The 18,606-nt window shown below is 33.1% G+C and carries 19 protein-coding genes; 18 read left to right on the plus strand and 1 reads right to left on the minus strand.

Annotated elements, in window-relative coordinates:
• Nucleotides 1–319: 319 nt before the first annotated feature.
• The 7 genes from D1839_RS14510 (at nucleotide 320) to D1839_RS14535 (ending at nucleotide 5,323) form a co-directional block, all read left to right on the plus strand.
• Nucleotides 320–1,561 carry a BglG family transcription antiterminator gene (locus tag D1839_RS14510; protein ID WP_158589650.1) on the plus strand — a complete coding sequence of 414 codons (1,242 nt, stop codon included), beginning with the start codon at nucleotides 320–322 and terminating at the stop codon, nucleotides 1,559–1,561.
• Nucleotides 1,562–1,669: 108 nt separating this feature from the next.
• Nucleotides 1,670–2,296, plus strand: coding sequence for a PTS sugar transporter subunit IIA (locus tag D1839_RS14515; protein WP_120380189.1), 627 nt, complete (start codon nucleotides 1,670–1,672; stop codon nucleotides 2,294–2,296).
• 6 nt (nucleotides 2,297–2,302) lie between these two features.
• On the plus strand, nucleotides 2,303–2,770 hold the full coding sequence (locus D1839_RS14520; RefSeq protein ID WP_120380190.1) for a PTS sugar transporter subunit IIA: 468 nt from the start codon (nucleotides 2,303–2,305) through the stop codon (nucleotides 2,768–2,770).
• A complete protein-coding gene (locus D1839_RS20405; RefSeq protein ID WP_199690107.1) occupies nucleotides 2,767–2,946 on the plus strand; it encodes a PTS fructose transporter subunit IIB in 180 nt (59 codons plus the stop codon). The genes D1839_RS14520 and D1839_RS20405 overlap by 4 nt, the downstream gene beginning before the upstream one ends.
• Before the next feature lie 10 nt (nucleotides 2,947–2,956).
• Nucleotides 2,957–3,094 carry a hypothetical protein gene (locus D1839_RS21225; protein WP_199690108.1) on the plus strand — a complete coding sequence of 46 codons (138 nt, stop codon included), beginning with the start codon at nucleotides 2,957–2,959 and terminating at the stop codon, nucleotides 3,092–3,094.
• 15 nt (nucleotides 3,095–3,109) lie between these two features.
• Nucleotides 3,110–4,117: a PTS fructose transporter subunit IIC gene (locus D1839_RS14530; RefSeq protein WP_120380191.1), complete on the plus strand. Its 1,008-nt coding sequence runs from the start codon at nucleotides 3,110–3,112 to the stop codon at nucleotides 4,115–4,117.
• A 21-nt stretch (nucleotides 4,118–4,138) separates the two neighbouring features.
• A complete protein-coding gene (locus D1839_RS14535; RefSeq protein WP_120380192.1) occupies nucleotides 4,139–5,323 on the plus strand; it encodes a MalY/PatB family protein in 1,185 nt (394 codons plus the stop codon).
• Nucleotides 5,324–6,169: 846 nt separating this feature from the next.
• On the opposite strand, the gene D1839_RS14540 is transcribed toward D1839_RS14535, so the two are convergent.
• The gene (locus D1839_RS14540; protein ID WP_120380193.1) at nucleotides 6,170–6,889 is read right to left on the minus strand and encodes a GntR family transcriptional regulator; all 720 of its coding nucleotides are present in this window, start codon (nucleotides 6,887–6,889) and stop codon (nucleotides 6,170–6,172) included.
• A gap of 158 nt (nucleotides 6,890–7,047) precedes the next feature.
• On the opposite strand from D1839_RS14540, the gene D1839_RS14545 reads away from it, so the two are divergent.
• From D1839_RS14545 to D1839_RS21370, 11 genes are all read left to right on the plus strand, one after another.
• On the plus strand, nucleotides 7,048–8,373 hold the full coding sequence (locus tag D1839_RS14545) for a 6-phospho-alpha-glucosidase (protein ID WP_120380194.1): 1,326 nt from the start codon (nucleotides 7,048–7,050) through the stop codon (nucleotides 8,371–8,373).
• A gap of 512 nt (nucleotides 8,374–8,885) precedes the next feature.
• Nucleotides 8,886–9,629 (plus strand): chitin disaccharide deacetylase, encoded by a 744-nt coding sequence (gene chbG, locus D1839_RS14550; RefSeq protein ID WP_120380195.1) that lies wholly within the window; start codon nucleotides 8,886–8,888, stop codon nucleotides 9,627–9,629.
• Between the two features lie 4 nt (nucleotides 9,630–9,633).
• Nucleotides 9,634–11,037 carry a PTS transporter subunit EIIC gene (locus D1839_RS14555; protein ID WP_120380196.1) on the plus strand — a complete coding sequence of 468 codons (1,404 nt, stop codon included), beginning with the start codon at nucleotides 9,634–9,636 and terminating at the stop codon, nucleotides 11,035–11,037.
• Between the two features lie 847 nt (nucleotides 11,038–11,884).
• Nucleotides 11,885–12,442: an RNA polymerase sigma factor gene (locus D1839_RS14560; RefSeq protein WP_286164793.1), complete on the plus strand. Its 558-nt coding sequence runs from the start codon at nucleotides 11,885–11,887 to the stop codon at nucleotides 12,440–12,442.
• Nucleotides 12,439–13,197, plus strand: coding sequence for a hypothetical protein (locus D1839_RS14565; protein WP_120380197.1), 759 nt, complete (start codon nucleotides 12,439–12,441; stop codon nucleotides 13,195–13,197). The genes D1839_RS14560 and D1839_RS14565 overlap by 4 nt, the downstream gene beginning before the upstream one ends.
• Nucleotides 13,198–14,082: an ABC transporter ATP-binding protein gene (locus D1839_RS14570; RefSeq protein WP_120380198.1), complete on the plus strand. Its 885-nt coding sequence runs from the start codon at nucleotides 13,198–13,200 to the stop codon at nucleotides 14,080–14,082.
• Entirely contained in the window at nucleotides 14,079–15,332 is a 1,254-nt protein-coding gene (locus D1839_RS14575; protein WP_120380199.1) for a hypothetical protein, read from the plus strand. Before D1839_RS14570 ends, D1839_RS14575 begins: the two co-directional genes overlap by 4 nt.
• 17 nt (nucleotides 15,333–15,349) lie before the next feature.
• Entirely contained in the window at nucleotides 15,350–16,483 is a 1,134-nt protein-coding gene (locus tag D1839_RS14580; RefSeq protein ID WP_120380200.1) for a hypothetical protein, read from the plus strand.
• 844 nt (nucleotides 16,484–17,327) lie between these two features.
• Nucleotides 17,328–18,131, plus strand: coding sequence for a MurR/RpiR family transcriptional regulator (locus tag D1839_RS14585; protein ID WP_120380202.1), 804 nt, complete (start codon nucleotides 17,328–17,330; stop codon nucleotides 18,129–18,131).
• A 127-nt stretch (nucleotides 18,132–18,258) separates the two neighbouring features.
• Nucleotides 18,259–18,390 (plus strand): hypothetical protein, encoded by a 132-nt coding sequence (locus tag D1839_RS20890; RefSeq protein ID WP_286168743.1) that lies wholly within the window; start codon nucleotides 18,259–18,261, stop codon nucleotides 18,388–18,390.
• Nucleotides 18,335–18,565 (plus strand): family 1 glycosylhydrolase, encoded by a 231-nt coding sequence (locus tag D1839_RS21370; RefSeq protein WP_199690109.1) that lies wholly within the window; start codon nucleotides 18,335–18,337, stop codon nucleotides 18,563–18,565. The genes D1839_RS20890 and D1839_RS21370 overlap by 56 nt, the downstream gene beginning before the upstream one ends.
• The last annotated feature ends 41 nt before the right edge of the window (nucleotides 18,566–18,606 follow it).

Genomic DNA, 18,606 nt, shown 5'->3' on the forward strand with positions numbered 1-18,606 from the left:
ACCAAACAAATCGGCTATTCAAGCAATCGAGGTTACAAGGAAAAGGTGTTGGAGAAAAGATTGGGTATTAGAATTTGACATCAACAAAAGGAATAAAATTATTATTTGGCAAACTACTTTCAATGAAGTTAGATTCAATTGTCAATGAGCATTAAACATCGGGGGAAATATAAATAAAATTGTGACAATTAAGTTAGCAAAGAGGCGGATTAAGCAGTTATCATCTTTCAATAACACTCTTCCACTTTATAATGGAAAAAGTATGTCTGTCTAAGCCTTTCTAACTGAGCTATAATGATAATTAGTGGGAGGGATTGAGGTGCCTTTACACATAAGTAAGCGAATGCAAATACTATTAACGTGCTTTTTAAATGCGGATCGATATCTGACTAGTTCTTATTTAGCAAAACAGGTTGGGTGCTCGTCTAAAACAGTGAGAGAAGATATTAAGAAATTGAATTCTGAATTATCAAACGAAGGTATGGGAATTTCATCTAAGAAGGGAAGTGGTTATAAGCTTATAGGTGAAAATAAAGATGAGTTAACCAAAAGATTTATTCACAATACGAATGTTGTTATCTCTAAAGCATTACAAAACCCTGTTACACCTGAAGAAAGAATGCGCTTTATTGTAAAGAAGTTATTGTACACAAATAACTGTGTAAATATTTCTGATTTTGCTACGGAATTATATGTTAGTGAATCTACAATTAAAAATGATATAAAACATGCTAGAGAAATATTAAATAAATATAATATCAAAATTAGTAAAGGTATCACAGGATTATATGCTGTAGGGCATGAAATAAATAAGCGTTTTTGTATCGCGGATTTTTTGTACCAAAATTCTAAGATTGATGAACAAGTCATTATCAACTATATGTATATTGAAAATGAGGCAACTAATAAAATAATCAAAGATATAAAGAAAACTATATTAGATATATTAACAGAAGAAAATATGACTATATCGGATTACGCCTTAAAGAAAATTACGATTCATATCGTGATTGCTATTAATCGAATTAAAAATGGTCAATATATTGAGTTTAATTCTAAAAGGTTACATCAACTTACCAATGAACAGGAATTTAAAACAGCTGAAAAAATAATTGCCTCAATTAGTCAAAAATACAAAATGTATTTCTTTTCTCCAGAAGAAACAGCTTATATAACGATGCATCTTATTGGAAATAGAATAGCTAAAAAACATCAAATCACCTCAGATCTACACGAACTAATAAGTGACGAAATGCTCAAACTTTCACTTTCGGTCATTGAAGAAGTAAACAATAATCTAAAAGGGTTGGATTTACTTAAAGATGAAGAGCTTATTTACAGCTTGGGAATACACTTGAAACAGTTACTAAACAGGTTAGATTTTCAAATGAACATTAGTAATCCATTTTTAAATACGATAAAGATTAAGTACCCATTAGCATTTGAAGCAGGGGTTGCAGCAGCTAAAAGAATTATGAAAGAAACTAATTTCAAAATTGGTGATAATGAAATTGGTTTTTTGGCAATGCACTTTGGTGCTGCTATTGAAAAACAGAAATAACAACAGCTTGTAAAAAGAAAGAAAATCGCATTAGTATGTGCTTCTGGAACCGCCACTTCCAATCTATTGTTAACTAAATTATCTCACGTTTTAGAGCCGGGTTACCGTATGATGGGAGTTTATTCTTTTCATCAGATTGAAGAACTACTTATTCAAAAACCTGATTTAATATTAACGACAGTTCCATTATTACAAAAGATAGACATTCCTGTGATCCCTATTTCAAACATTTTAGGGGAAGAAGATATCTTCGTTCTGCGAGAAGATCTGGATAAGTATCATAGAGGCGAAAAATCATTAGTTCATCTTATGAAAAAAAATCTCTTCTTTAACGATGTAGACATAGATAATAAAGAAGAATTGCTTCACTATTTGACAAATAAGATGATAGATGCTGGATATATAACTCATAATATTAAAGATTCTATATTTTTAAGAGAAAGTATAGCTTCCACTGCTATAGGAAATAAAGTAGCAATTCCTCACCCTATTAATATTGAAGTAAGTAAATCTTGTATTTGTACGGCAATATTAAACAATGAAATGGATTGGGACAAAGACGAAAGGGTGGTAATAGTATTTATCATTGTATTAGAAAATAAGTGGGCGCCATATTTCCAAGAAATTTTTTCTGAATTATATAGTCTAACTAGTTCTTATGATAGCATAGCAGATTTACGAACAAAAAATAATTTCGATGAGTTTATAAAAGATATTACGGCAAAGTTGGGATGAACATTTATGAAGAACATAGAGTTAATTAATGAAAAACTGATTGAAATGGAGAGTAATTCAACAACTAAAGAAGAAGCGTTATGTGAAGTGGCAACAATTGCTTACAAAGCAGAAAGGGTTACTAATAAATTACTTTATTATAAAAGCTTAGTAGAAAGGGAAAGAGAATCTACGACTGGATTTGGCAACGGTTTCGCTATTCCTCATGCGAAAGAAGATATAGTTAAACAGCCAACGATTATTGTAGTTCGTTTAAACAATCCAGTCGATTGGAACTCTCTTGATAATAAACCTGTAAAAATGTTAGTTGCATTAGCAATTCCAAAAAAATATAAAGGAACGGTGCATTTAAAATTATTAGCTAATCTTTCAGAAAACCTAATGGAAGAAAAATTTAGAAAACAATTATTATATTCAACAAATAAAGATGGTATATGTACAACGATCAAAAATATAATGGAGGAATTAACATGAATATATTAGCAATTACAGCTTGTCCGGCGGGAGTTGCTCATACGTATATGGCAAAAAGAGCACTGGAAAAAGCTGCAAAAGAAAAAGGATACAAAATAAAAGTGGAAACTCAAGGTTCTATGGGGATAGAAAATGAATTAAAGGAAAAGGAAATTAATAAAGGAAAAGGAAATTAATAAAGCCGATGTGGTTATAATTGCTGCTGATACTAAAATTGAAAAAGCTAATCGTTTTATGGCGAAAAATGTATATGAGACATCTGTATCTTCTGCAGTGAAAAATGCTTTTAAAGTTATTGATAGTGCTATAGAAGAATTAGATTGAAAATGGGGTGAGCTTATGAATAATGTAAAAAAGCATTTAATGACTGGTGTATCTTATATGATTCCGATTGTAGTTGCAGGAGGAATATTATTATCTTTAGGCGTAATTTTTGGAGAAGAAACGGCAATGGGTGAACAATTAGTTAATTATGGTGTATGGACTTTAGGTCTTATGGTTCCCATGATTGCTGGATATATTTCTTATTCAATTGCTGATAGACCTGGTGTAGCTGTTGGTTTGGCAAGTGGTGTTTTTGCTAGTGAATTAGGAACAGGATATATAGGCGGTATTTTAGTTGGTTTTTTTGCAGGTTGGATAACAAATCAATTAAAAAAAATACCTATGCATCACCATATAGCTGTGATAAAACCAATTATGATCATTCCTTTGTTAGGGATTGGAGCTTCAGCACTTTTTATGTATATCATTTCCATTCCTTTAACGCCTGCTATGGAAGGGTTAGAGAATTGGCTCGTATCGTTAGAAGGAAGCAATTTATTATTTCTTGGATTTATTATAGCTGCTATGATGGCGTTTGATATGGGAGGACCAGTAAATAAAATTGCCCTGGCATTTGCTTATGCTACTTTGGCGGAAGGGATATATGCTCCAATGGCAGCATGTTGGATAGGAATAATGGCTGCGCCTTTAGGGTTGGGGTTATCTACCTTGATTTTTCCTAAAAAGTTTTCGAAGTCTGAAAAAGGGAATTCTGTTCCAGCTATTATTATGGGATCTTTAGGTATTACAGAAGGAGCAATTCCATATGCAGTGGCGACTCCGTTAAAAGTTATACCTGTTATTACATTAGCCTCAGGAATAGGTGGTGGAATTGCTTTGGTATTAGGAGCAAAAGCACCAATCCCTGCTGCCATTGGAATTTGGGGGCTCCCTTTTGTACAAAGGCCACTTATGCTCCTAGTAGGTCTACTGATATCCATTGTTACCATTGCTTTAGTAGTAGGTCTAATTAGAAAAGAAAGCGATGTAAATGAAGAAGAGAGTCAATTGATTTTTGAATAGTTAAATTTACAGGTGGTACTTATGAAGATACAATTTGATAAAGTAGTAGAGAGAAAAGGAACGTACTGTACACAATGGGACTATATTGAAGACAGGTTTGGCGAGAAAAACATTTTACCTTTCTCCATATCAGATATGGACTTTCAAACTCCAGTAGAGATAAGAAATCATATAAAGGAGTGGACAGACCATGGTGTTTTTGGATATACGAGGTGGAATAACAGCGATTATAAAAGTGCAATTGTAACATGGTATAAAAAAAGACATAACGCTGATATAGTTAGTGAATGGATTGTATATAGTCCTAGTGTTATTTATTCAATTTCAAAACTTATAGCACTATTAACAAGAGAAAATGATGCCATTGTTATGCAAACTCCAGCATATGATGCATTTTTCAAAACGATTAAACAATCTGAAAGAAAGTTAATAAAAAATCCTTTGTTATATGAAGATGGTTATTATGGGATAGATTGGATAGATCTAGAAGAAAAGCTTGCAAAATCCGAATCAAAAGTATTTTTATTCTGTAATCCCCATAACCCAACTGGTAGAGTATGGCGGAGGGAAGAAATAATAAAAATAGTTAAATTATGTGATTGTTATGGTGTTAAAGTGATCTCTGATGATATTCATATGGATATTATTTATGGAGAAAATAAGTATATTCCAATTATTAATGTTGCCTCTGAACTAAATAATGTATTTATATGTACATCGGGTAGTAAAACGTTTAATACACCTAGTTTAGGAGGGTCCTATGTTATCATTCCGGATCATAAAGTCAGGAATAAGTATTTATCTTTAATGAAAGATCGGGATGGTTTAGGAAGTGCTTCCATATTTGGTATGGTTGCACTAATAGCAGGATATAACTATGCAGAATATTGGGTTGATGAGTTACGTAAATATTTATATCAAAATATGGAAATAGTGTATGACTATTTAAAAAAAGAAATTCCATTACTACATTTTTCAATACCTGAATCTACATACCTAGCTTGGATTGATGCTAGCAAACTAAACGCAAGTAATAAGAAGATTCAAGATTATTTGGTCCATGTAGGGAAGGTAGGTATTATGTCTGGTGAAGTATACGGCGAAACTGAAAAATTTCTAAGAATGAATATAGGTTGTCCAAAAGAGAAAATATATGATGGATTAGAAAGATTAAAATTTGCGGTGAATTACATGTTAAACGCTTAATGTTTTGAGTGTTTTACAGAGTTTTGTTTTTGTCACCATATATAAGATACTGTAACATTGTAAGACTCTCGCTTCAAGAGTTGGATAATCTGTATTGCAACAAGTCTAAGTAGGAGATTACAGCAGCATCTAAATACCGATTTGTGCAGAGGCCTTTAAGTCATACCAATATGGTACTAGCAGTCAGTGGGGGAAATGAAAACTTCCCACTGATTGAAGATTCAATTTATTGAGATGGTTAGATTACTTCCGTTTCACCACTATTCGATAAAGTAGTTGATTCTTCCATCCACTTACCTATACAAGGTGCGACCTGAATCTATTACTGTAAGTGTAGATGTGAAAATAATTTCAATCCACGCACCTATATAAGGTGCGACATTGTAAATCTTTATCGGAAACGAAAAGAGCGAGAATTTCAATCCACGCACCTATATAAGGTGCGACAATATAATTGATACAGACAGGTTATTTGCACATGATTTCAATCCACGCACCTATATAAGGTGCGACGATTTACGTATAAACAAAGTTATCGGTGAGTATATTTCAATCCACGCACCTATATAAGGTGCGACTGCGATTTTCTCCTAAAAAATTACAAAAACCGAATAAAAGTGCTTACTTTAAAGAGGAAATCAATAATATTGATTAAATAAACGTTAATTTAGTTCCATAAATTACCATAAAATATTTAAATAGTGGTGCGAATCCCTCGGGGTTTTCATGTGCACTTCAGGTTCGCACTAAGAATAACCCCATGTTTATTTTACATATCAATTATACAGCAGTTTAAAATAAAGATCACTTAACTATGACGAAATCAACAAAAGAATAATTACCTAGTTAATGGTTCTTTTCTGAGATGAATTTAAAGGAGTATTTTTTCGGGTGGTAATATACTTTAGAATACTCAAAGGGTTTCCCATCTTTAAACACTGTAAAAGCCTTTAAAAATAGCAATGGTTGACTATCCTGCAATTGCAGGATTTTTTTTAGCTCTTCATTAGGAAGAATTGGTATTAATTCACCGTACCTTTTGTCGATGGTGTATCCTTTGTTTTCAATATAATTGTATTTAGATTTTTTTATCACTTCAATAGAAAAATCAGGAAATAAATCAACGGGTAAAAAAGATTCCTCCAATAAAAACGGCTCATGATCAGCATAGCGTAGTCGCTTCATATAGTAGACCTTTTCATTATTTGAGATATTTAAAATCTCTTGAACCTCCTCTATAGGATCCATCAACTTAAATTCTAATACTTCATTTTGGGGGTTATTTTGTAATTTTTGCATCTCTTCAGTAAAGCCCTGGAGATGAAGAATATTATGCTCTACTTTGTTGTGGGAAACATACGTCCCGCTACCTTGTATGCTGTAAAGTAACCCTTCTTCAACTAAAAGTTTTATCGCCTGCCTAACGGTGACTCGACTAACTTCATAAGTTTTTGCTAACTTTGCCTCAGCAGGGATGGCATCACCCTTAGAAAGCTTAGATTCGATAATATCTTCCTTAATTTTATTTGCGATTTGCCTATATAGTGGCAAAGAAGTCTTCCACATTCATTTCCCTACCCTTCATAATGCTATATTTAGTTTACCATTTTAATACGAATTATCATAACCAAACAATTTAGCATTAAAATTGTATTAAAGTTGTATTGATTTTGTTTTAGAATTATGCTATTATGTAAACAACAAATATGAAAGGGGTTTCTCATATGAAGAAACAAAATCTAGTAATCGTCGGTGGCGGAAGTACTTATACCATTGGAATGATCATGAGCCTAATTGCAGAAAAGAAAAATTTCCCTTTAAATTCAATTACATTTTATGATAACGATGAAAAACGTCAGGAAAAGGTTGCTAAAGCAACAGCCATCATTTTAGATGAATATTATCCAGAATTAAAATCTTTCCATTATACAACGAATAAAGAAACAGCTTTTACTGGAATAGATATTGCTTTTATTCAAATCAGAACTGGTGGACTTCAAATGCGCGAGCTGGATGAACAAATTCCATTAAAATACGGGGTGGTCGGACAGGAAACATGTGGTCCAGGTGGGATGGCATATGGATTACGCTCGATTAAAGATATGATAGAGCTTGTTTATGATATTAAAAAGTACTCCAAGGATGCTTGGATTCTAAATTATACAAACCCAGCAGCTATTGTAGCGGAAGCATTGAAAAGAGAATTCCCGCAAGATCCTAAGCTATTAAACATTTGCGATATGCCGATTGCTATTATGCATAGCTTCGCAACGATGCTAAACAAAAACATATGGGATCTAGTCCCATCTTACTTCGGTCTCAATCATTTTGGCTGGTTTACGAAAATCGAGGATAATAAAGGGAATGATTTAACCCAAATCATTAAAGATACTATTATGGGGAAAGGATTTGTACCTACAGATCAGGAAATTGCTAATGATCCATCATGGAAGCAGACATTTGAACAAGCAAGGAAAATGCTGATTGATTTCCCAGAGTTTTTACCAAATACGTACTTGCAATACTATCTCTATCCCGATGATTTAGCTAAAAAAGAAAGCCCTACAAATACTCGTGCACGCCAAGTGATCAACGGGCGGGAAAAAAGAATAACCAAGCTTTGTAACCAAATTATTCAAGACAAATCTACTGCAAATGTTGAACTGCATGTGGACATTCATGGAGTGTACATGGTCAAAGCAGCAGCTTCGTTAGTTTATAACTTAAAACAAACATATATCGTTATGGTTGAAAATAACGGAATTATCTCTAACATACCAGAGGATGCCATGGTTGAGGTTCCAGCCTTGTTAACAGCGAGTGGCCCTAAGCCTTTCTCTGTTGGTAAAATTCCAACGTTTTATAAAGGTTTAATTGAAAATCAGTTTGCTTACGAAAAGTTAGTCGCAGATGCGTACTTTGAAAATAGCTATACCAAGGCTCTACAAGCATTAACCTTAAATAGAACAGTTGTTCATGTTCCAACCGCAAAAGCTATACTTAATGATCTAATTGAAGCTAATAAAGGATATTGGCCAGAATTGCAGTAAGAAAAACAAAGAAAACAAGAGAAAACGTTAGTATATAGAGGGAGTATAAAATTTGCTGCTTGGAGATAAGGGAATAACGGAATAGCCACGTCCAGCGTAAGCGCTCAGCAACGATGCAACTTCACGAATCGCCCTACGATAAGTCACCATCGGTTCGTGGTTAAGAGGAAGGCCGACTAAATACGGGCTTGCCGCCCGACGTCGGCATACCCCTGGTTTTAGTGGCATGGTTCCTAAAACTTTAGGTGATTCGTTGCAGCCGCTACGTTGCTAAATGGGCGCTCCGCGCTTTGTTCCACTATAGGAAAGTATAAAATTTTTTTGGTTTATAGTATAAGAAAAACAAAAGGCTTTCGTCATAAGACTTGGCGACAAGCCAAGTTTTTCTAAGAGAAAAATGGTCAACGTACTTGCTGTGGTAACATGTGTTCATGTTTAGATTAGATACAGACAATACTAACAAATGCAATTTTCTAACAATAAAACTACCAACATAAGGGAAGGGATTAAAAGTGAAAAAGCTAATTATCAACGCTGATGATTTTGGATACTCGCGCTCAGTTAACTATGGAATAATTGATGCCCATACAGAAGGAGTGTTAACGTCCACCACTTTAATGACAAATATGCCGGGTGCAGAACACGCTTATGAATTAGGAGAAAAACATGAAACACTAGGAATTGGCGTTCATTTGACACTTACATGTGGAAAACCAATATTAAAAAATCTCCGTACCTTAGTAGATGCTGATGGTAATTTCAAAAAGCTTTATCATTATCAAAAATTATTTCATATTGACACAAATGAATTATATGCGGAATGGAAAGCGCAAATTGAAACATTTTTAGCTTCAGGGCTTACGCCTACTCACTTAGATAGTCATCACCATATTAACAATTTAGAATCTATATTGCCTGTATTCCTAGAATTAGCAAAAGAATATAAATTACCAGTACGCCACAATTTTAAAAAGAAGCCTAAATTTGGCACACTAATCACAACAGATCACTTCGAATACAATCCTGAAATACTGTTAGGAGATGTAAACACAATATTAGAGGAGTATAAAGAAGCACAAACAATAGAAATCATGTGCCATCCTGCTTATTTAGATAAATCATTAATGACAGGATCATCTTATGCGACACCACGGATTGAAGAATTAGCAATGCTTATACATCCAGATGTAGAGAAAAAATTGCAACAACACTTTCAATTAATAACTTATCGTGAGCTAGAAAAAGAGGAGGCTTGAAACGATGAAAAAGTTTATGCAAAAGCTTGGTAAATCCATGCTTATTCCAATTGTTGCTATGCCAATAGCTGGAATTTTATTTAGACTTAGTGCAGGAGATTTATTAGATTGGAAGTTATTTCAAGCTGCAGGGGTCATTTTTGCGAATATGGATATGCTGATTGCCATTGGTATCGCAATGGGTCTCGCTAAAACAAAGGATCGTGGCATACCTGCATTAACAGGTTTCTTAGCAATTACTGTTTTAAATGAAGGATTAGTCCTAATGAATCCTGACCTAGATATGAGTGTTTTTGGCGGAGTTATAGCTGGTTTAATGGCAGCAGCTATCTATAACCGATTTAAAGATACAAAATTGCCAAGTATGTTTTCATTTTTTGGTGGAGAAAAATTCCCCATTACAATGATCATTTTAACGATGATACCTGTAGCAGGAATTTTTTCTCTCATATGGCCCTACGCTCAACAAGGCATTGATTCATTTGCTCAAGCTCTCGTTGGTCTCGGTGCAGTAGGGATATTTATTTTCGGATTTTTAAATCGCTTTCTTTTACCATTTGGATTACATCATGTGTTAAATACGTATATTTATTTTGGTCTTGGAAGCTATGAAAATTCCTCTGGGGAAGTTGTAACCGGAGAAATTACTAGGTTTATGAATGGAGATCCAACTGCTGGATACTTTCTTGGTGGATTTTTCATCGTCATGATTTTTGGGGTTCCAGCAATAGCTTTAGCTATAGCGAGAGCCGCTCATAAGAAAAAGAAAGCGGAGACAAAAGCGCTAATGAGTTCCGGAGCATTGACGTCAGTTGTTGCCGGATTAACAGAACCGATTGAATTCACCTTTATATTTACGTCACCATTACTATACTTTATTCACTCCGTATATACCGGATTGGCAGGAGCGACTTTATATTTATTTGGTGTTAGGCACGGATTTTCGTGGGGAGGAAGTGTCATTGACTATGGTCTAAATTTAAGTCTTTCTGAAAGTGGTTTAATGATCATTCCTATTGGATTAGCATTTGGATTACTCTATTATTTTACTTTTTATACAATTATTGTAAATAAAAATATAAAAGTTATCGGTAGAGAAGATGATGTGGAATTCGGAGTAGAGTCCGATGAAAAGGAGCAGTCGTTGAAGCTCTCTCACCATAAATTTGAATATATGGCAAAAAAGATATTAGAAAATATCGGTGGCAAGGAAAATGTAGTCGATTACGAAAATTGTATGACACGCCTAAGATTGGTAGTTAAAGATGCCTCTCTTATGGATGAAGATAAAATAAAACAGACGGGGGCTCATGGCGTAGTGAAAGTCGATAATAAACATATCCAAATTATTATCGGACCGGAGGCGGGAACCGTTTTGACTGAATTTAAAAAACAGATAGAGAAGTAAGGTCGTATAAAAAATAAGTGTAAAATTGGTTGAAAGCTATTTTGCACTTATTTTTTTGCTATTATCTAAAAAGATATTGTAATAAAATGAGTGAAGCTTAAGAGAGAAAAAATAGCGATTCAAAATAGTGTTGGTTCACTCCCAAGTAATTACTGTATGAAAATTTTTTATTACTTACATTTTTTAAGTTAATTTCTAGTTTATTTTAGTCAATAAATTGTCTCATTTTTAACTGTTTTTTTAAAAGTCTAATAACTGCTTATCTGATTACCCAATAAACCTTCATCTTGGCTGTACTTGAATCCATAGCAATATATGAAGTTATTATGCACTTGTGAAAAATGTGGGCATTGAAATTTATGAAAGCATCTACATCACTTATGAAATCCTCAAAACCTTTCTCTTCTAAAAAGATTTCAAAGGACAATCTAAGCGTATGTTTATTATAATTAAACTTTCTCTTCTAGTTAACTTTTCTGCAGTAGCAAGGGAATTGTCCTCATCCTTTGCTCTCCTTTATTCATTATAACGTTGTAGGAAGCAAATTCAGATAAAGATAAATGTGTAAAAACATAATTTGGATGAAAAAACAGTAATTTGCGTTAGTTGCATTATGAATATAGAGGATCAAAATTTTGGAAATTGCCCACGCACTAGATGGAGAGGATGTGGGTAATTTGTTTAGAGAGTGAAGTTTTAGATGTAGCATAGATTGAATTAGGGAAGCTTGAAAAGGGATTATAATTAAAATTAACAGAATAATTTAACTTTTAAAAGAAAAAAACTATTTATTGTCTTATTACGAATATATAAATAGGGATTATGAAAGCAGTGAATGGATGTGATCATGAGAGCAATGACACAGGAAATGAAATGGATAAAGGCAATCAAGAAAAAATCAAGTGAGCAAGCGGCAAACCAACTTATAAGCAAGTATTATCATGAAATCTTTGGATTTATTTATAAACAGACGTTAGACCGCGAGCTTACGAAGGACATCACGCAAGATATATTTATTAGTGTACTAAGAACCATTCATAGTTTTGATGGGAGGGCATCATTTCGAACTTGGTTGTATAAAATTGCTAACTCAAGGTTGATCGATCATTATCGATCAAAATACTATCAGCAAAATAAAAAGACGGAGCCCATTGACGAAAAAACGATTTACAGATCAGTTGAATTTACCTTAGATGTAGAAACGAAGGAAGAGGCTCGGAAAGTATTAGAAGTTCTTTCCAGGTTCGAACGAGAACTACAACAGATTATAAGACTGAAGATATATGGGGAGTATACATTTTCGGAGATAGCAGCGAGTTTAGAACTCCCAGAGTCAACAGTAAAAACAAAATATTATTCGACGATACGCAAGCTCAAAAATATATTAAAAGGAGAATGGAGATGAGAGATAATTTAAAGGATATTCCGTATTTGGATGAAAAGTCACTGCAAAAAGAAATTTCAGCTATTATTACTAATGGATTAGACCCTAAAGTGGCTTTTTGGTCCTACTTAGCAACTATTTATAAACAAATTGGATTAAAATTTTTGTTTAAAGACTTTATAGAAATACTTTTTACATTTCTTATAACTCTTGTCATTGGTTCTGCATTTATACTTAGCACCATTGATTATATCCACGTAAGGAATGTTAATTTGTATACGATTGTATTTATTTGGTCTCCGATGACGTATATGGTGATGGCATATTTGTTCTTTGTGAATCAGAAGCAGAAGACAACGTATGAAGTGGAAATGACTTGTAAATATAATTTCCTCCAGCTAGCGGCTTTTCGTATGCTCATGTTTAGTGCGATTAGTATGCTTATGAATGGTTTGTTTATATATGCATTAATTCTTCAATATGAATTAAATTTTTTCTATGCATTTTTATTATCAAGTACGTCATTATTTTTGTTTGCAGTATTATTTTTATACGTGCAATTTCATACAAGAACCCATGTTTCTAAAATAATACTATTAATTGTATGGCTAGGAAGTAATTTGCTAGCGTCCTACTATAGTATGAGCTTTTATATGAATTTTTTAAAACAAATTCCGTTTTATGTGTACGGGATTATTGCTATTGTTGCGATTGTTTTTTATTTGAAAAGTTTAAAAGGGTTATTATTCACCCAAAAAATGAAAGGATGGATGTAAGTGCTAGTTTTAAAAAATGTAAGTAAAAAGTTCGGTGATTTTACAGCACTAGAGGATATAAATCTAGAATTCAATAATGGTGTCTATGGCTTATTAGCACCTAATGGGGCTGGAAAAACAACATTAATTAAAATGCTTGTTACGCTTTTATTTCCTACGAAGGGCGAAATCGAATACAACGGAGTCGAAATTACATCACTTGATGAACAATATAGAAATGTACTAGGCTATCTTCCTCAAGAGTTCGGCTATTACAAAAACTATACGCCGGAAAAGTATTTAAATTACTTAGCTGCATTAAAAGGTCTAGACAAGAATGAGTCGAAAAAAAGAATTTCAGAACTGTTAGAACTTGTTGGTTTAGGAGATGTGACGAGAAAGAAAATGAAAAAGTTTTCCGGTGGAATGATCCAACGTGTCGGAATTGCACAGGCAATGTTAAATGATCCAAAGATCCTTATTCTTGATGAGCCTACAGCAGGTCTAGATCCAAAGGAGCGAGGGCGGTTTCGTAAGATATTAACAACTTTAGCGCGCGATAGAATTATTATTCTCTCTACCCATATTGTTTCAGACGTCGAATCAATTGCTAATGAAATCATTATGATTAAGAATAAAACTATTCTATATAAAGATACAGTAACCAACATTAGCGCTACTTTAGATAGGAAAGTTTATGAAGCAGAAGTAGCCTATTCAGATTTGTATAGAATGCGTGAAAAATATCAGATTTTGTCGGAAAGACAAGAGAGAGAAAACATGACTATTCGATTTATTACGAGGGATCAACCGAGTGAAAAATGGAAAATGGTTACTCCTAGCTTAGAAGACGTCTTTCTGTATGTGTATGAAGATGATGATACCCTGGCAGGTAGTGCGAAATGATAGTAAAAGAGGAATTATTAAAATTAATCAAAATGCCGATTATTTCTATCGTTATTCTGTTTTTTATAGCTTTAAACATTGTCATTGTGATGAGTAATTCTTATTTAAAAGAAGAGTTGTCCGTCTTGTCCGAGCTAGTAGATACTTATGGGTATGAGATCAATGAGAACATGATGAAGTCGTTTGGAAAAGATTATCAAGATAAGGTGTCTTGGATAAACGAAATTGCTCCTAATGAAAAAGAGATTTATCAACACCCTTCTGAATTACTATTGGACGACTCGTTTCAATATGAAAATAGACTTAACCATAAAGACTATCAAAAACTGCTGAAATATAGTGTTATAGAGAATTACTATGTAAGTGCACAGGAAATTGATAAAAAGTATGACAGTATAGATTTAGGTGGTAGTGCTGAATATCTGATTAGTACGTATGGATTTACTGGTCATGCTGCTGAGGTGATAAGGGAGCAATATCAAAAATTAGGATTAAGACTAGATGAGCTTATTGATAACGGGGAACATAAAAATCTTTTTTTTATAGGAAAGTTATATAAAATGCACTCTTTCCTCTTTAGACACATTGGAATGGCATTAATCTTTGAGCTAATGATTCTGGTTGTATTAATTACTGCTGCTATAACTAATTACGAGTTTGAGCATCGGACAACTCTTGTTACCTACACGACCAAAAGAGGGCGTAAATTAATTATTGATAAATTTTTAGCAGCTATGATTACCAATGGGTGTATCATGTTTGGCTTAATTGGAATTACACTTGGTTTCTTTTTCCTGACCTATGATTATTCAAGATTTTGGAATGTTCCAATTAGCAACTTTTTTAATACGGAAATGCCACTTCCTTATATTTCATGGTGGAATTTATCGTTTATTGAATACTTCATTTTTTTTGTTCTCTTTATTATTATGAGTCAGTTATTATTCATGGGTATCAGCTTTATTTTATCTATTTATATAAAGAACACGTACTTAGTATTTTTTACTTTTATAATTTTACTTGGTTTAGGAATAACCATTCCTGGGTTCGTTCCGTTGAGTAGTAGTTTGGTGTTTTTATTACAATGCAATCCGTTCGCTTTTATTTTGAATCCACATGAATGGTTAATGGGAAATGGACCATTCACAATCTATCGCTATTATGAATTAGCTACAACGGTTGTATGGACATTTTTCTTAGGAGCTGTTGGTAGTTATACCGTCTATCGTTTCTACCGGCAGCAATTATAGTAAGGAGTGGTGGGAATATGAGAGTCATTTGGTATGAGATCAGAAAACTTTTAAATTGGAAAGTTCTTGGGTTAGTACTATTGATTAGTTTACTATTTTTTGAGCTATTCTTAAGATTTGATTTTGAACATTTTCCAAATGGTCGTCCATTAGGAGATATTTTTAATGTCACGAAACAAATGATTAACAAATATGGTCAAGAAATGGATGAGAAAGAATTTCAGGACTTTAAAGAAACCTATAAAGAAGAGGTTGATAGAGCAAATGCATATTTACAGTCTCGGGATGATTTTGTTGAAGCAGGTGTAACTACTTATGAACAATTTACTAATATGGACTATGAAGATAAGGTTGCTAATGAATTATTCGAGGAGGTTATGTTTGAGAAAGGTATAGATGTCTTTTGGGAACTACAGTCTAGAGAAGTCATTATGGAGTCATACGAGGTGAGGAAAGAGTTTTTTAAAGGGGAGACAGCTCAGATTGATGATCCAGAATGGAAACGGAAAATTCTAGATGGATCTATTAACGAAATATTACCGAGTTTTGTAGTGGAAAATTACAATAATCTAATCACTATGTTGTCCATCCTCATCATTCTTAGTGTAATAGTTGTCGTAAGCAGAATTTTTATTACTGACCAACGCAATAATACTCTTTACTTGCAATACACCACCAATATTGGACGCAAGTTATTTAAGAAGAAACTAATAGCATCTATGATAACCTCTTTTCTTATTACAAATATGTATATTGGGGCATTTTTAATACTATATTCTTTTAATGGTACACAAATCTTCTTTGAATCTAGCTTGCAATCCTTTTATGCCAATACAGTTAATTGGTTGGATATAACCTTTTTTCAGTATATCTATATAACCATCATTGGCGTGTATTTGCTAGCATTTGTAGTTGCTGCTATAGCAACCTATTTATCAAGAACTGTTAGTAATTATATTTCGCTAATTGGTGTACAGATTCCAATAGCGGTCGTATTAATTCTTCTAATATTTGAGTATCTGGTGTCAAACTTATTTAACATTGCGTATCCTATGTATATTACAATCGGAACTTATATAGGATTAATAGCTCTTGGTGCAGCTATTTTAACAGCAAGATGGAGAAAAGAGCGAAAAATAGATATTGTATAAAGAAGTCTGCCGTTGATAGTTAAAACAGATATGGAAAAACGATGGAATATAAGACAAATTTCAAAAAAGATCTAAAAACTTAAAAATGTACCAATAAAAGATTTCAATCATCATGATTGATGGCGGGAATCTTTTTCTCTGTAAAGTGAACTATAAAAATAGGTGCTTGGGATAACGAAATAGCGGAATAGTCACGTCCTGCGCATGAATCCAGCACGATGCGACTTCAAATCGTCCTACCATAAGGTCTCATCGGTTCGTCACAAAGAGGAAGGCCGACTAAAAACGGGCTTGCCATCCAGACTTTGGTATACCCCTGTTTTAGTGGCATGATTCCTTTACCCTGTAAAAAGGTGTTGTAGCCTCCCACTTCAAGATGGAAGATGCGAGCGGAAGCAGTCGAAGTGGGAGATAACAGCACCTAAATCCCCCGATTCGTTCAAAGGCCTTTAGGTCATACCCTTGGGCTACTAACCATCAGCGGGATGCAGAATGCCCCGCTGGTGGAAGGTTCACTTTATCTTTCGTTGATTCGTTCTATTTGCTGCGTTGCTAAACGGACGTTTCTGCCTCGTTCTAAAATTCACCATAAAAAGGAGTGTATGCTTTTTTATGCATCTGCTCTTCCAATTATGTTGTAGGGACTTCGAACAGAGGATGCCTTTAAAGGTCATTTCACAACTTCCAATTTGTACTTTAAGAAAATTATTACATAGATGCTCTGAAATCATGGTTATTTTATTTTACGTTTCCAAATAAAAGCACGTCAAAAATTTTAAATTTAGATAATTTAGGTTATGATTAACTAGTGGAATCATTTGTAATGGAGGGAGTGAGATAGAAGTTGAATATAAATAATTTAGGTTTACTTAATATTTTAGGCGAAATAATTAATGAAGAAGAAGAAAGTAGTGATAAAGCAATAAGTGAATTTCTTTTATATAATATAGACAATATTCGTTATGTCACTATAAATAATATTGTTGATCAAGCATTTGTCTCTCACTCGTCAGTTAGAAGATTTTGCAACAACTTAGGTTATCAAAATTTTAGTGAACTAAAATCATCTTTTTCTGACATAGTTTTTCCATCCAATCTCCATTTAAGAAAATTTGAACCTGTAGAAAAGTATAGAGTTAATATCGTCAATGAATTAGAAAATATAATTGTAGGAATTAATCATGTAATTACTGATGATACTATTAAGTATTTAACACATCTTATAAACCAATATGAAAATATTGCTCTTTTAAGTGCAAACAACACATCTAGCAATTTATTGAAATTTCAACAAGAACTTTTCTATGCTAATAAAATTATAAGAATAGTCAATAATAATTTTGATAATGAGTTTCTTAATGAAGTTTCAAAGCGATCATCCTTGATTTTTGTAGTGTCCGTTTCAGGTGTTTTTGCTAAAGAAATTTATAATATTATGGATCATACAAAGGGAAAAAAAGTTTTAATAACTGCTAATCGCGATGAAGAGTTTATAAAGCCATATAACGAAATTATTTATTTAAGTAAAAAAGATATAAAGTCTGATGCTTTTGGACTGTTTGGAAAGTATGGCATAACTTATCTATTTGATTTAATTTCAGAACATTATATATATGAATATAAAAAACGAAACGAAAAAATATACTAACTTCAAGGTAGGCGTTCAAAAACTGAACGACTGCCTCTTTTTTATTCCTTTATACTTTAGTTAAGAAAGCGATTAAATATAAAAGAAACATCGATATTTTAATTTACGGAAGGAGGAATAACTAGTTTTGCCAACATTTAATGACGTATTTAAAAAATCGAGACTTTTGATGGGGGCAGGTACAGCTTCATACCAATGTGCAGGTGCTTGGAATAAAGACGGAAGGTCAAGGTGGATGGGATTATTTCCATCATCATAGTACATTAAATATTAATGTTAAAGGATCACAAAATTCCTATCGTTTTTCTATTTCATCGGCACGAATATTTCCAAATGGAACCGGAGAAGTAAACAAAACAGGTAGTGAACGAATAGTCATTGTTAGTGAATTTATAGAATATACACTTAAAATAAAAGGTATGGAGTTAATGTAAAAAGTTATTTTTGGTACAAAGAATTTATGGAGAGTTACATT

This window comes from Roseburia sp. 1XD42-34, assembly GCF_009917385.1.
Lineage (GTDB): Bacteria > Bacillota > Bacilli > Bacillales > Amphibacillaceae > Virgibacillus.